Annotated in this window: 9 protein-coding genes; 3 read left to right on the plus strand and 6 right to left on the minus strand. The window is 44.6% G+C overall.

The window, feature by feature from the left end:
* Positions 1–8 precede the first annotated feature (8 nt).
* The 4 genes from CIK90_RS12755 to CIK90_RS12770 all read right to left on the minus strand — a co-directional run bounded on the left by CIK90_RS12755 (position 9) and on the right by CIK90_RS12770 (position 6,501).
* Complete coding sequence (locus tag CIK90_RS12755; RefSeq protein ID WP_094465714.1) at positions 9–1,904, minus strand: ATP-dependent DNA helicase RecQ; 1,896 nt, start codon at positions 1,902–1,904, stop codon at positions 9–11.
* 64 nt (positions 1,905–1,968) lie between these two features.
* Positions 1,969–3,705 carry a single-stranded-DNA-specific exonuclease RecJ gene (recJ, locus tag CIK90_RS12760; RefSeq protein ID WP_094389399.1) on the minus strand — a complete coding sequence of 579 codons (1,737 nt, stop codon included), beginning with the start codon at positions 3,703–3,705 and terminating at the stop codon, positions 1,969–1,971.
* Between the two features lie 154 nt (positions 3,706–3,859).
* Positions 3,860–5,059 carry an aminopeptidase C gene (locus CIK90_RS12765; protein WP_094435990.1) on the minus strand — a complete coding sequence of 400 codons (1,200 nt, stop codon included), beginning with the start codon at positions 5,057–5,059 and terminating at the stop codon, positions 3,860–3,862.
* Between the two features lie 41 nt (positions 5,060–5,100).
* The gene (locus CIK90_RS12770; RefSeq protein ID WP_094465716.1) at positions 5,101–6,501 is read right to left on the minus strand and encodes an aminopeptidase P family protein; all 1,401 of its coding nucleotides are present in this window, start codon (positions 6,499–6,501) and stop codon (positions 5,101–5,103) included.
* A gap of 124 nt (positions 6,502–6,625) precedes the next feature.
* Between CIK90_RS12770 and CIK90_RS12775 the strand changes: the two genes are divergently transcribed.
* The 3 genes from CIK90_RS12775 to aat are packed head-to-tail and all read left to right on the plus strand — an operon-like array spanning position 6,626 to position 9,888.
* A complete protein-coding gene (locus CIK90_RS12775) occupies positions 6,626–6,928 on the plus strand; it encodes an ATP-dependent Clp protease adaptor ClpS (RefSeq protein ID WP_094389396.1) in 303 nt (100 codons plus the stop codon).
* 17 nt (positions 6,929–6,945) lie between these two features.
* On the plus strand, positions 6,946–9,228 hold the full coding sequence (locus tag CIK90_RS12780; protein ID WP_254046359.1) for an AAA family ATPase: 2,283 nt from the start codon (positions 6,946–6,948) through the stop codon (positions 9,226–9,228).
* A 12-nt stretch (positions 9,229–9,240) separates the two neighbouring features.
* Positions 9,241–9,888: a leucyl/phenylalanyl-tRNA--protein transferase gene (aat, locus tag CIK90_RS12785; RefSeq protein ID WP_094389394.1), complete on the plus strand. Its 648-nt coding sequence runs from the start codon at positions 9,241–9,243 to the stop codon at positions 9,886–9,888.
* Between the two features lie 15 nt (positions 9,889–9,903).
* Here aat and CIK90_RS12790 read toward each other — a convergent pair whose 3' ends face one another.
* Together CIK90_RS12790 and CIK90_RS12795 are read right to left on the minus strand one after the other, a co-directional pair.
* The gene (locus CIK90_RS12790; RefSeq protein ID WP_094389393.1) at positions 9,904–12,075 is read right to left on the minus strand and encodes a HAMP domain-containing sensor histidine kinase; all 2,172 of its coding nucleotides are present in this window, start codon (positions 12,073–12,075) and stop codon (positions 9,904–9,906) included.
* Complete coding sequence (locus CIK90_RS12795; RefSeq protein WP_158214815.1) at positions 12,072–14,240, minus strand: ATP-binding protein; 2,169 nt, start codon at positions 14,238–14,240, stop codon at positions 12,072–12,074. The genes CIK90_RS12790 and CIK90_RS12795 overlap by 4 nt, the downstream gene beginning before the upstream one ends.
* Positions 14,241–14,252: the final 12 nt, after the last annotated feature.

Here is a 14,252-nt window from a genome sequence, read left to right on the forward strand (position 1 = left end):
ATTGCCTCTTAAAGGCTTATTTGAACCGAATCGCTTTTTACGAGCTCTTCAAGAACAAGATAACGGAGAGCTCGTGAAAAGATTTCGGTAGGAATGTGTAGCGCTCGGAGTTCTACAAGCAGATGAGGCTTCTTATCGGAGAGAAATTGAAGTATTTGCTTTTGCGCTGCTTGAACATCATCGTCGCTAATAGTAACACACACATCACATTGACCACATGTTTTCTCTTGCTTTTCTCCAAAGTAAGAAAGCAACTGCTGTGAACGGCAATGAGTGTTATCCTGTAGATAATGGATCATTGCTTCTATGCGTTGGCTGAATTGTTTGCGACGGTTTTCATAAACTTCTGCAGGAAACAACAAATGTTTGCTGTCTTCTCGTCTCTGCAGGTAGCGGAGAAAAGGCAACTGGCTAGGAGGTATGTATTGTATGATGTGCTTGCGCGACAGTTGCAACAGAATGTCGTGTACTTCAGTTCGGTCAATATTGCTGATTGATGCCAGATGAGCTTCATTAATATAGGCATATTCAGAAAACATCCCAGAAAAGTTACGTAACATGACAACAATCAGACGATCCTCGTTGGGCGTATTGCCAGTCAGCCGGTATAGTTCGTCTCTTTCTACGACGAACATCACTCTAGAGGCATTCTCACGTTCTGCAGTGAATTCTAAATAGCCGGCTCTTTGCAGAATTTGTAGGGCAGAATGTACCTGAACAGGAAAATGGTTGAATTTATAGCAGAAATCTTGTAGGTTGAATTCATGGGAAACACCATTACCGTCTCCTAATGCTATTTGAAAATAGAATGCTATATGGTCGTAAACTTTCCGGATATAATCCTTGTCAGGGAATGTGTCAGCTACACGTTTGCGGAGTTTGACGATATCTTGTTGCCCATAGAGTAGAATAGCTTGGGCAGGTTTCCCGTCGCGTCCTGCGCGTCCAGCTTCTTGAAAGTAAGCTTCAATAGAGTCTGGGCAGTCGTAGTGAAGCACCAGTCGGACATCTGCTTTATCAATGCCCATGCCGAAAGCATTCGTGGCAACAATAATTCTGGTGCGGTCTGCCTGCCAGTCGTTTTGTCGCTTGTCTTTTTCCTCTGTATCAAGTCCAGCATGGTAGTATGTCGCACTGAATCCTTCTTGGGTAAGTAGTTCTGCTATTTCTCGAGCATGTTTCCGGCTCCGGACATATACGATGGAAGAGGCTGTTGATGTGTGTAGAGCTTCTATAAGTTCATGTCGCTTGTCCATAGCTTCTCTGACGATATAGCTGAGATTCTTACGTTCAAATGACATTTGAAACACATTGAATGTGCCACCTTTGTCGTCAGGTCGCTGTAATTTGTCTTTGATATCTTTAACTACAGCTGGTGTCGCTGTTGCCGTAAGAGCCAGAATAGGCACATCAGGTAAAAGAACACGAATGCTTGAAATGTTGAGGTAGCTTGGACGAAAATCATATCCCCATTGGCTGATGCAATGTGCTTCATCTACAGTGATGAAGCTAATTTGCATATGTCTTAGTTTTGTGATAAACAGTTGGCTTGCCAGGCGTTCTGGTGAGATGTAAAGTAACCGAGTGCCTCCTAATATGCAATTGTCGAGAATGCGTAACACATCATCATGGCTCATGCTGGAATTGACGGCAGCCGCCAAGATGCCACGTCGTCTCAGATGATTGACTTGGTCTTTCATCAGTGCGATGAGTGGAGTGATAACTATACAGACTCCCTCACGACAGAGTGCTGGTACCTGAAATGTGATAGACTTACCTCCACCCGTAGGCATAAGGCCAAGCGTGTCATGACCTTCTCCAATGGATTGAATGATGTCTCGTTGGATTCCGCGGAAATCATCATATCCCCAATAACGTTTGAGAATCTGTTGGTATTTGTCCATCTTATGGTCTTTTCTGTTTGCCAGTCTGCAAGTTTTCTTATCACTTATAGGCAGTACGCTTTCTTTATTTAGGAGATTCCGGTGTCTCGCTGGGACGGATGTCGGTTATCTGCAATTGGATATCCCCGCGTTTATAGGCATTTTCTTCGATGGTATAAACAATGTCAAACGAGCGCTTAGACTTGATGTATCTGGCATCTGCGCTTTGTCCGAAGGCAATTCCATTCATGACAACTGCCGATTTCGAATCTACCAGTTCAAGTTTGATGTGTTCTTGATGGCGGCCTACAACTTTCGATGTTCCATAGTCATAGACGTTGCGTGTAAGAAAGAGAGGCTTCTCGTTGGCAGGTCCGTGAGGGGCAAGTTTTCGCAAATCGCCGTGTAGGCGTTTGGTGATATCCTTAAAGTCGATTTCTTCGTCGATGTCAAGTGTTGGCAACGTTTGTTCTGGTAGAATATGTTGTTTGACGTATTCCTGGAAACGACGACGGAATTCAGGGATGTTCTCCTGTCTCAGGGTGAGTCCTACTGCGTAGGTGTGACCACCGAAGTTCTCAAGGATATCTCTGCAGTTTTTGATGGCATCATAGATGTCGAATCCTGCTACGGAACGTGCAGATCCTGTCGCGATGCCATCTATAATGGTGAGAACGACAGTTGGCCGATAGTATATTTCCGTCAAGCGTGAGGCAACGATGCCTACAACTCCTTTTTTCCATCCTTCATCGTACAGCACGATAGACGACATATGTTGCTGACTTTCCAAGCGAGCCACGATTTCATTGGCCTCTATGGTCATCTGCTTGTCTATGTCCTTTCGCTGCTCGTTGTATTCGTTAATGCGATTAGCTTCTGTCAGTGCACGTTGGAGATCGCGTTCTACAAGCAGTTCCACAGCTTCCTTTCCGTTTTGCATTCTTCCACTTGCGTTGATGCGTGGACCGATTTTGAAAACAATGTCGCTCATGGTTAACTCTCGTCCGGTCAATCCACAAATATTGATAATGGCCTTGAGACCAATAGATGGGTTGATGTTGAGTTGTTTCAGTCCATGAAATGCCAGAATGCGATTCTCGCCGGTTACAGGCACGAGGTCTGCCGCAATGCTGACTGCGCATAAATCAAGTAGAGGAGTCAGTCTTGAGAATGGAATACCGTTATTTTTTGCGAATGCCTGCATCAGCTTGAAACCTACGCCGCATCCGCAAAGATGCTTGAACGGATAGGACGAGTCGGTGCGTTTAGGGTTGAGTATAGCCACTGCTGGAGGCAGAATCTCATCTGGCACATGGTGGTCGCAGATGATGAAATCTATACCTTGTTGTTTGGCATAGGTAATCTCCTCAATGGCCTTGATGCCACAGTCAAGTACAATGATGAGTTTAACTCCTGTTTCCTTGGCATAGTCTATTCCTTTGTAGCTTACTCCGTATCCTTCTTCTTCTCGGTTAGGGATGTAATAGTCGATGTTGGAATAAAACTGCATAAGAAATTTATAGACGAGTGCCACTGCTGTGCATCCGTCCACGTCATAGTCACCATACACCATGATGCGTTCCTTGCGTCCCATTGCATCGTTGAGCCTATCTACGGCCACATCCATATCGTTCATCAGAAAAGGATCGATGAGTTCGTTCATCATCGGTCTGAAGAAACGTTTTGCTGCCGATTCAGTTTTGATGCCTCTGCTGATAAGCAAATCTGCAACAATGGGACTCATGTTGATTTTCTCGGCCAGTTCTTTAATTGCTTGTTGCCGTTCTGGTGTAGGAGGTTCGTAATTCCATTGGTAGTGCATTTATATATTGTTCTTATTTTTTCTTTATTTCAGATACTATCGGCTTTACAATAGCCAATATGCGGTGTAAAGTTACAAAGAAAAAACAAGAAATCGGAACATACCATGGAAAAAATCATGGTATGTTCCGATTTTACATATAAAAGGTCATTTATTAGATGCCGAGTTTTTTGCGGATATCCTTAGGAATAGCGTTTTTGTTAACGGTGTAATCCATCGTGTTTGCTGCGATAAAGGTTTTAGTCATATACCAAATTCCTTTATATTCGCCAGTTTCTCCCCATGAGTTCTTAACCATATAGTATTCGCGTCCGTTTTGGTCTTTGGCAATACCGAAGATGAGCATGCCGTGGTCATCGGTGAGCTCCCAGTTGTCGAAACGCTCTTGACGCATTTCCTGTGTTGCTTTAACTTCGGGTACGGTGCATCCGAGTGAGTCGATGAGATTGCGTTTTTTCTGGGCTGTCATCTTGAGCCAGCGTGCCATGTCGCTTCCCTGAAGGCTCTCAGTCTTCTTGGTGTCGATGGCATAAGCCAATCCATTGCGTGTGAATCCTTCTTCTGAAACGTCTCCGCCCCATGCTACAGTGTAGCCGTTCATAATGGCATTATCAATGATTTTCATCATTTCGTCCATAGGTACGTTGTAGCTCAGAGGATTGCGCCAGTTGTCCTGTACTTCAACAGCATAAGCGGTATAGAAAGGATGGTGAGTGAAAGAAGTTATGCTAACGTAGTCGTTCCAGTCGAGACCGAGTGAAGCAGCAAAACTCTTTGGAGTGTATTTTTTGCCTTGGTAGGTGAATTCTTCCGGACATTTGCCAAGATATGCATCGAGAATGCCCTGCAGTCCAACTTTCCACTGGTTAGAGATTTTCTTAGCATTGCTTTTTGATACGGCAGCCACGTATGGTTCAAGCAGAGAGAAGAACTCGTTGAAGTTGTTGAGAGAGTCACCATAGAGTGAACCAGGGAAAGGCATGGCCTCTTCTGGACAGATTCCGTAGTTTTGGAGCACGTAATGCACATCATAAGCTGATCCGCCTTGTGCAAACTGGCAGTCTCCGTGCAGTCTTACAACCTGTATGGCACGGTCCATGTAGTCCTTGTTGGCCACAAAACTCTCACAGAGGTCATAGGTCTTACCTGTCTTTTTCAGAATTTCTGCCTCAAAGTACGAAAGAGTAGAATAGGCCCAGCACGTACCCGAACGGTTCTGGTCCTTGATAGATGTAATAGGATTCTCCTTGACAACGGTGAATACCGGTTTGTTTTTGTTCTCAGTCTTTTTTTCCTGAGCCTGAGCACCAATGGCAAGAATTGCCATTATTGCGATAATGAATGTTTTCTTCATAATTAGTCCTCTTTTTTTATTTATTTGTTGCTTGTTCGTTTTTATTTGTTTCCTGCCATTATTTCTTCTATTTCTGCGGGATGGTATGGAATACGTTTGCTTCCCAAGAAACGGCATCCGTCATTGGTTATCAGTACATCATCTTCGATGCGTATTCCTCCAAAGTCCTTGTAAGTTTCAAGCATATCGAAATTGAGGAAGTCTTTGCAGTGTCCGTTAGCTTTCCATTCATCAATGAGATGTGGGATGAAATAGATTCCCGGTTCGTCTGTAACGACGAATCCTTCTTGCAACCGTCTTCCCATTCTTAGGCAGTTGGTGCCGAATTGTTCCAGATTGGGTCTTGTCTCATCGTCAAATCCGACATAGATTTGTCCGATGCTTTCCATGTCATGTACGTCCATACCCATCATGTGCCCAAGTCCGTGGGGGAGGAACATGGCGTGTGCTCCTGCTGCAACAGCTTCATCAATGTCTCCCTTCATCAAACCGATTTCTTTCAGGCTTTCAGCCATTTTACGGCATACGGCAAAGTGTACTTCCTTGTACTTAACTCCTGGTTTGGCTACTTCCAATACATAATCATGGCAAGCTTCTACGATGCTGTAGATTTCCAGTTGCCGCTGGGTGAATTTTCCGTTGACAGGCATTGTTCTTGTATGGTCAGAACAATAGTCATCCAGTTCACATCCTGCGTCACAGATGACAAGTCTTCCGTCTTGCAGTATTGCGTCTGATGGATTGCCATGCATGATTTCACCGTGTTGGGTATAGATGGTGGCAAAACTTGTGTCCTGGGCCATTGAACGGGCTATTCCGTCAACTTGTCCTCCAACGTAACGTTCTGTTGTTCCTGCTTTTGTCAGACGTTGCGCGGTGGTGTGCATTTCGTAGCCGATATTGCAGGCGCGGTCAATGGCAGCAATCTCTTGTTCTTCCTTGGTCGAACGCATTTTTACCACTGCATGAATCAATGGTAGAGATGCAGCATCCTTTTGTTGTGAGGGGTGGATGCCCAACAAGTCCATGATTTGTATTTTTGTATCGTGTCGATAGGGTGGCAGAAAGTGGATGGTGCGTTTCTTTGCTAATGCCTCGTGACAAACGTGTGAGAGTTCTTTCATCGGTCCTGTGATGCTGACGCCCACAGCATCTGCCAAAACCTTCACGCTATCTACGAATCCCATCCATACGATGTCTTCAATGTCAATATCGTCACCATAGAGCATTTCTGTGTCGTTGTCCACGTCAATTACTCCTACCAGTCCGTCGCGGTGTTGTCCAAAGTAATAGAGGAACGTAGAGTCCTGACGCATTGGTGCATGGCAGTTGGCAGGTGAGTTGTAGGGTGATTCATTGTTTCCGAAGAGTACAATGACTCCGTTGCCTACCAGCTTTTTCAATTCGGCTCTTCGCCTGATGTAAGTTTCTTTGTCAAACATAGTAGTAACTTATTAATATCTTGACCACAAAATTACTACAAATAAACCAAAAGGCAAAATATTTGCATCTTATTTTGCTGAAAATGATTACCTTTGCACTATAGTATTACATTTTACGTGGATTATGGCTCAAGAAAAAACTCAATCAACAATGCGCGTGCGCCTCAATATGAAGGAGCCGGGACGTTATAAGGTGATTTGTCATAACGATGATTTCACAACGATGGATTTTGTGGTAATGATGCTGATGGACGTGTTCTTTAAGTCTGCTGATGAGGCAGAACGACTCATGTTGGCCATTCATCGTACAGGTCAGGCTGTGGTGGGCGTCTATCCGCTTGATATTGCGCGTTCCAAGGTTGACAAAGCCATGCGTCTTGCCCGTGCCAAAGGTTTTCCTCTGACCTTGAGTTATATTCCTGAATGATCAAACGATAATTAGCAATGAGAATAACAACCACGATGAATAGGGCCATCCAGCAAGCCTGTGAACTTGCTCATCGGTCTTCCCATGAATTTCTGATGCCTGAACATGTGCTGTTGGCTCTATGCCAAATAGCACCGTCTTTTGTTAATGTATTGAAGCAATCTTTAGATTGTCAGCCTGGTGAATTGGCTGAAGATGTTGAAAAATGGTTAGCTTCTCAAGAAAAAGCCCCAAAGCCAGTAGATTTGGAACTGTCGTCTTCTATGCGTCGGATTTTCACGATATGCAAAGGAGAAAATGCTGATCGTGTGTTGTGTGTGACTTCCTTTATTGAAGCCATGATGCGTGATGCTGAGTGTATGGGGACCTATCTGTTGACCAAACATATCAAAGTCACGGAAGTGTTTCTTCTGTTATCTCTTCATGAATATTGCGATGCAAAGGATTCTTATGTTGCTGAAGAAGAACTTGACGATGACTTGGATGACTTAGAAGACGATGACTTGGATGATGATGACTTGGAGGACGATGATGAGATGATGGGAGGTCCTTCTGATTTTGCTTCGTCATCAGATTGGAAACAATGGACCACTGATATTACAGCAGAAGCCACTGATCATCTGCCCATTATCGGTCGCGAGGCAGAACTTGACCGTACCATAGAGGTGCTTTGCCGTATGGAGAAGAACAATCCGCTCCATATTGGTGAGCCTGGGGTGGGTAAGACCGCTCTGATTTATGGTTTGGCACAACGCATCGCCAAAGGTCATGTGCCTTATAGGTTGCAAAAGGCCCACATATATTCTATTGAAATGGGACAGTTGATGGCTGGTGCACAGTTTCGAGGCGAGTTTGAAAAGCGCCTCAAGGATGTTCTGGACGGTGCTACAGCCCAAGGTAACAGTGTGATCTATCTCGATGAGATTCATTTGATGATGGGTGGTGAACAAGCGCAATCTGATAGTATCAGTGCTTTTGATGTCATGAAACCCTATCTTGATCGAGGTAAACTCCGTTTTATAGGTTCAACAACCTATGAAGCCTTCAATCGTACCCTTGCCAAGTCGAAGGCCGTTACTCGTCGTTTCCAGCAGATTGACATTAAGGAACCGTCTGTAGAGGACACCCTTCGTATTGTAGAAGCATTGTTACCAACCTTTCAGAACTATCACAATGTAATCTACCGGAAGGATGCTTGGACGTATGCTGTTGAGAGTTCGGCTCGGTTGATAACAAATCGCCAGTTGCCCGACAAAGCCATTGACATTATTGATGAGGCAGGTGCTTATCTTGAAGTCCACCCGCGTAATCGTCTGCATAACTATGTGACAAAGAGCCTGGTTGATGAAATATTAAATAAGGTTTGCCGTATTGATGCCGATGCCTTGAAAGAGGCCGATAATAATTCGTTGAAAGACCTTGTCACACAGATGAAGAGTCAGATCTATGGTCAAGATAAGGCCATTGAGCGTCTGACAGATGCAGTGATGATGGCCAAGGCTGGTCTTACCGATTCTGACAAACCGATGGCCTCATTGCTCTTTGTGGGGCCCACTGGTGTTGGTAAGACAGAGGTTGCCCGTGTGCTTGCTCGTCAGTTGGGCGTGGAATTGGTGCGTTTCGATATGTCTGAATATGCGGAGAAGCATACCGTTGCCAAACTTATTGGTTCGCCTGCCGGTTATGTGGGGTATGATGATGGTGGTCTGCTTACTTCGGCCATTCGTAAGACGCCCAACTGTGTGCTTCTGCTTGATGAGATTGAGAAAGCCCATAGCGACATTTATAATATTCTACTTCAAGTAATGGACTATGCCCGCCTGACAGATAACCGAGGTCAGCAGGCGGATTTCCATCATGTTATCATTATTATGACTTCTAATGCAGGAGCGCAGTATGCTTCACAGGCCAGCGTTGGCTTCACGGGGCATGTGTCCCGTGGTGAGGCTATGCGGCAACAGGTGAAGAGGGTGTTCAAGCCTGAATTCATCAACCGCCTGACCGATATTGTGACTTTTCGTGATATGGACAAGACAATGGCAACGCTTATCCTTCGTAAGAAACTTGCCCTCCTTTCTGACAAGCTTGGCCAGCGCCAGGTGAAACTAACTGTTTCTCAGCAGGCCTTCGACCGTCTGCTTACGCTTGGCTTTACACCGGAATACGGTGCTCGTGAGATGGATCGAGTGATTGGCAACAATATCAAACCGTTGTTGATGCGTGCCTTGTTGTTTGGTTCTCTCAGCAAGGGTGGAATAGCCACTGTGGACTGTAAGGATGGTGTTTTTGTTGTTAAATGATTTGGAGCAGTTATGATTTATCGACTTGACAACAATCTCTGGTTTCCTGATCCACACCGTGGTGATGATGACGGACTCTTTGCCATTGGTGGTGACCTCAGTGTTGATCGCCTGTTACTTGCTTATAGTAACGGCATCTTCCCTTGGTACAGTTTTCGTGATTATGACGAGATTCAATGGTGGTGTCCGATGGACCGTTATGTGATTTTACCTCATGAGATTCATATTAGTCACTCCATGCGTTCGCTGTTAAATAAAAATATTTACCATGTGACGTTTAATCAAGATTTTCAAGCTGTTATAGATAATTGTAGCGAACTGCGAATTGAAGAGAAAGGTGCATGGCTTGGTCCTCAGATGATAGCTGCGTTTTCCGAATTGCATCGTCAGGGGTTTGCCGCCAGTGTGGAGGTGTGGGATGAGGATGAACAACTCGTTGGCGGACTGTATGGAGTTTGTCTTGGTCGTTGTTTTATGGGTGAGAGTATGTTCTCGTTGGCCCCATCTGCCTCCAAGGTGGCACTCATCGCTTTAGCACAACTGATGGAGAAGAATGGCGGACTGATGATCGATTGCCAGTTTGAAACTCCGCATCTCCGTTCCATGGGTGGTCGTCACATTTCTTACGATGATTATCTTGCCATGTTGCGTCAGGAGTAAGTATCCTTTGAAGGATCAGACCTCTGCCGCTTTTCCTTCTGGTTTCCCAAAGAAAAAACAAAAACGTGCGCCGTTGGTATAGTCGGGATCGAGGTACACATCACCTCCTAATTTATGGGCAATGGTGCGACAGATTTCCAGTCCGAGACCTGATCCAGGTTTAAATTGATCCAGTTTTCCGAAGCGTTCGAAGATGGTTTCTTGCTTGTCTTGCGGAATGCCCACACCTGTGTCAGTTACTGTGATGAAGGTTTGTCCTTTCTGGTTCTTCGAACAGTTTACCTGTATGCTGCCTGCTGTTGTGTTCTTGATAGCATTATTCAGCAGGTGTGTCACAACCTGTTTCACCCGCATTCCGTCAGTTTCAATCTTTTCGCTTTCTGCCAGTTGGGTGTTGAATGTTAACATCACTCCTTCTGCCACGTGACTGCGTGCTTCTTCTACGGCATCCCGACACACACCATTGATGTCTGCCGGTTCTATTATCAATTGATATTTTCCACTCTCTATGGAGGTCAGATCAAGGATATTATTGATTAGGTTGCTCAATTGCTCTGAGTTTTCTGTGATTCTATAGGTAAGGTCCGATTTCTCTTCATCGCTGATGTTGAAACTGGGGTCGGTAAGCACTTGCGAGAAACCTACGATGGCGTTGAGTGGTGTTCTTATTTCGTGGCTCATATTTTGTATGAAGAGTGTCTTTTGTTGGTCGGCATGTTGTGCTTCTTTATTGGCGATGTTGAGTTCGGCCAATGTATGGGTCAGATTTTTAGAGAGTTTGGACAGTCGTCGCTCCATTTTTTTGTTAGCTTTCAGATAGATGATCGTGCCAACAATGAGCAGCAGGGCAATAGCCGCCATGGCTACCATGATCAGTTTTTGCATGTTGTATTGTCGTTTCTGCAGTTCTACCAGTTTCTTCTGACTGTCGATGGAAACGCCCAGTTTGTTAGACTTGAGTTTTTGGTTCTGTAGTGCGAGCAGGTTACGACCGTTCTGCATCTCTGCCAATTTCTTGAGTCTGTCCGCATTGCTTATCTCAAGGTTGTTGCTGGCCAGTTGCAGTTGGGCCAGTTGCAGTTGTAGCTTTGCCATTTCGTTGGCAGCCTTTTGCTTGTCGATGTCAGCAATCTGCATGGCAAAGCTGTTTCTCATGCCTGCAAGGTCTGTGAGGATGTTGGTGTTGCCTCCGTTTTGTGTGAGTCTTACAATTTTGTTCATGACTTTTGCCGCCTTGTCATATTGTCCGTTGTATGAATAGTAGGCATAGGAGCTGTATTTTCTGAGCAGTCCAGACAGTTTGTTCTTGTATTCCTGATATTTCACAGAATCCTGATTGGAAATGGCGTATAATGAGTTCAATAAAATAAGGTATTCTGTTGCGATAATAGGGACAGTATTCAATCTCTTGAAATATTCCTGATAGCTTTTCTTGAAGTTGGCGTAATCACCTGTCATGAAGTGACCAATAGCTTTGTAGCCGTAGAGTCCAGCTTTTGTAGGTTCTGAATAACAGTAGCGGATGCCCTCATTTGCTGCGTTGACGACTTCTTGGAATCGTCCTAAACGTATGTTACCATCGCAGATGTGAGGATAGATTGTTGACCGCTCCTGTTTCTGCATGTGTTCCTGTGAGAATTGTAGTGCTGTTTCGTAGTAGAAAATGGCATGTGCATATTCCCCTCTTACCATCAGCATATTTCCCAATGCCACATAGCCTGCTTGAATGCCGTATGGGTGTTTGTGTTTTGTGGCAAACTGGATGTCTTTCTGCATCAGTTCTTTCGCCTCGTCGAATCTGTCTTCAGACAGGAGGTAGTTTGCCATAGTTGTAGAAGTGTAGAAATAATACTGCAGATAGTTGTATTCCTGTGCTTTCTTTCTTACCTGCTGACTTGCTTTCCAAACGGCAGGGAAATTGTGCTGTTTTGTTATTTGGTATTTCAGAGGAACGAGAAGAGCAAGGATTTCTGCCTTGTGGTCTTTTAGCCTGATGGCTTTTCTCCTTAGTGAGTCAGCCTGTTCCAGACAGATATGGTTCTTTCTGTTGTAGTTGGCTCTGAGGTATAGTGGGTACAGGCTGTCGTTGATCTTGAATGGATTGTTCTGTCCTTGTGTGGGCAAAGCCAAGCCAAACAGCAGGATGATCAGCAGGGTGTATATTGTAGTTCTTTTTGTCTGTTTCATGCGTTGTAGGGAATATTGAAGTAGAAACGTGCACCATTGGTGTATTGGCGGTCGATGTTGATTTCACCATTAAGTTTTTTTGCAATGGTGCGACAGATGTCGAGACCGAGTCCGGAACCTTGTTTTTTGTCGTCGAGTTTCTTGTAACGTTGGAATATCTCATCCATCCGTTCGACAGGAATGCCGATTCCTGTGTCTGTGACAGTAAAAGAGATCATATCGGTATTTTCTATCTTTTTGCAAGACAGTATGATGCTGCCTTTTTCTGTGTTCTTTTCAGCATTTGTCAATAGATTGATGAGCACCTGTTGCACACGCTTGCGGTCTGTTACGGCTTCGAAATCTTCATTCAACTCTGTTTCGAATGTCAGCGTCACGCCTCCTGCCAATCTGTGTCTGACGGTTTCCATGGTTTCCCGACAGAGTTCGTTGACCTTTACAATTTCTTTGGTCATGACGAAGTTACCACTCTGCAGGTTAGTCAGGTCGAGAATGTCATTGACCAAGGTGGTGAGCAGTTCTGAGTTTGTTGTGATATATTGTGTCAGTTCCTGACTTTCTGCTTCTGACAGTTCGTTGCCCATGGTGACGAGTACGTTAGAGAATCCCACGATGGCATTGAGTGGTGTTCTTATCTCGTGACTCATGTTCTGTATGAAGCGTGTCTTAGTCAGTTCCGATTCACTGGCTCTGAGTTTGGCGGTATTCAGTAGCGAGATGCTCTCTCGCAGTTTTCTAATGCCCTGTTTCAACTGTCTTCCGTGTCTCCATCGTATGATAGCATAGAGTGTGAAGCTGATGGCGATGAGTACGACAAAGGTCAGACAAAGTGCCATTCCCTCTTTCTTGAGGCGGTATTGTTCTGCTTCCGCCTGTCGTGTTTTGTTTTCTTGTTCAAGCTTGTTTTGCAGTCTTTGCGATTCCAGTTGTTGGTTCTGGTAGTTTAGCTTGTTTCTGTCAGCCTGCAGTTGTGCGAGTTGTGCATTGTCCTGTGATTTGTTGAGTTCGAGGGTTGATTTGTTGAGTGAGAGTTGTGCGTTGGCCATGGCCAGTTGGGTGTTTTGATAGTCCATCTGCTGCACCTCTCTTTCATGTTGCTGTATGTTGGACATGTTTTTTACGATACGATCATCGTTTTGAACCAGTTCGCCGGCGTAATCTCCATAAACATCAATGAGCATCCATTGGTTTTTGACCGCTTTGGCGTAGTCCCCTTTGTATTTATAGTATGCCACAGCCAGTCTGTACCCTTCCAGTTCGCTTTCCTCTTTGAGTCTCTTGATGGTTTCCAACACCTCCTGGTCTTTTCCGTCGAGCATTTTCTTGAATGTTTCCACAGCTTCTTTCACGTCGCCGTGCAGATCACGGTCGTATGCTTCATGTTGTTTCAGATAGTTATATTCTTTCCTGAAATCATCATACCTTCCCAGCATGAAGAGTGCGTAACATTCCTGTAGTTTAATGTCAAACCGGTTGTAGTCCGACTTACATTCGGCCCATGCTTCCTTCACTTCCTGGAGTGTTTCTCTAAAGCTTTGAGTCTTTCTTAGACAATTGCAGATGTTTGCATAAGTGTCTGTGAAATTGGAAGGTATATTGTGGTCTTTCGAGTATTTGATATACTCGCGGTAATTGTCGATAGCTCTCGCATATTCTCCTCGGTATTGTTGTATGGTTGCCAGTGAATAGTAGCTGTCTCGAATGCCTATGAGATGGTTGTTTTTCTCTGCGATTTTTCTTTGTTCCAGAGCTATCGTATAGGCTTCGAGGTATCTTTTTTCCCTGATATAATAGTTGGTGAGGTTGGCTGCTGCGAAATAGTAGTAGGTCCATTTTTCGTATGCAGTAGCCTTATCCATCAGTTTTTTTGCTTCGCGTTCCACAGCGGGCATATTGTCTTCCTGATAGTAGTTGTACAGCAAGAGGATGGTCATTGCCGTGATTTCGCCATTTCGGTCTCCTATGGCTTTAGCTCTTTCTATGATGGTATCTGCGAGAATTTTTCCTGCCAGCGTTTTTCGTTCTTTGTAGGCCTTTTCGTAGAGTTTGAAGAGACCGTCATCCATGCGGTATTGGTTGTTTTGTGCCGACAAAGCCACTGTGTATATGATGAAGAACACAGTGACAATGGCTCGCACAATATGTTGTTGTAATCCTTTCCCCATTGTTAAAAACAA

This window comes from Prevotella sp. P5-126 (assembly GCF_002251185.1).
GTDB lineage: Bacteria > Bacteroidota > Bacteroidia > Bacteroidales > Bacteroidaceae > Prevotella.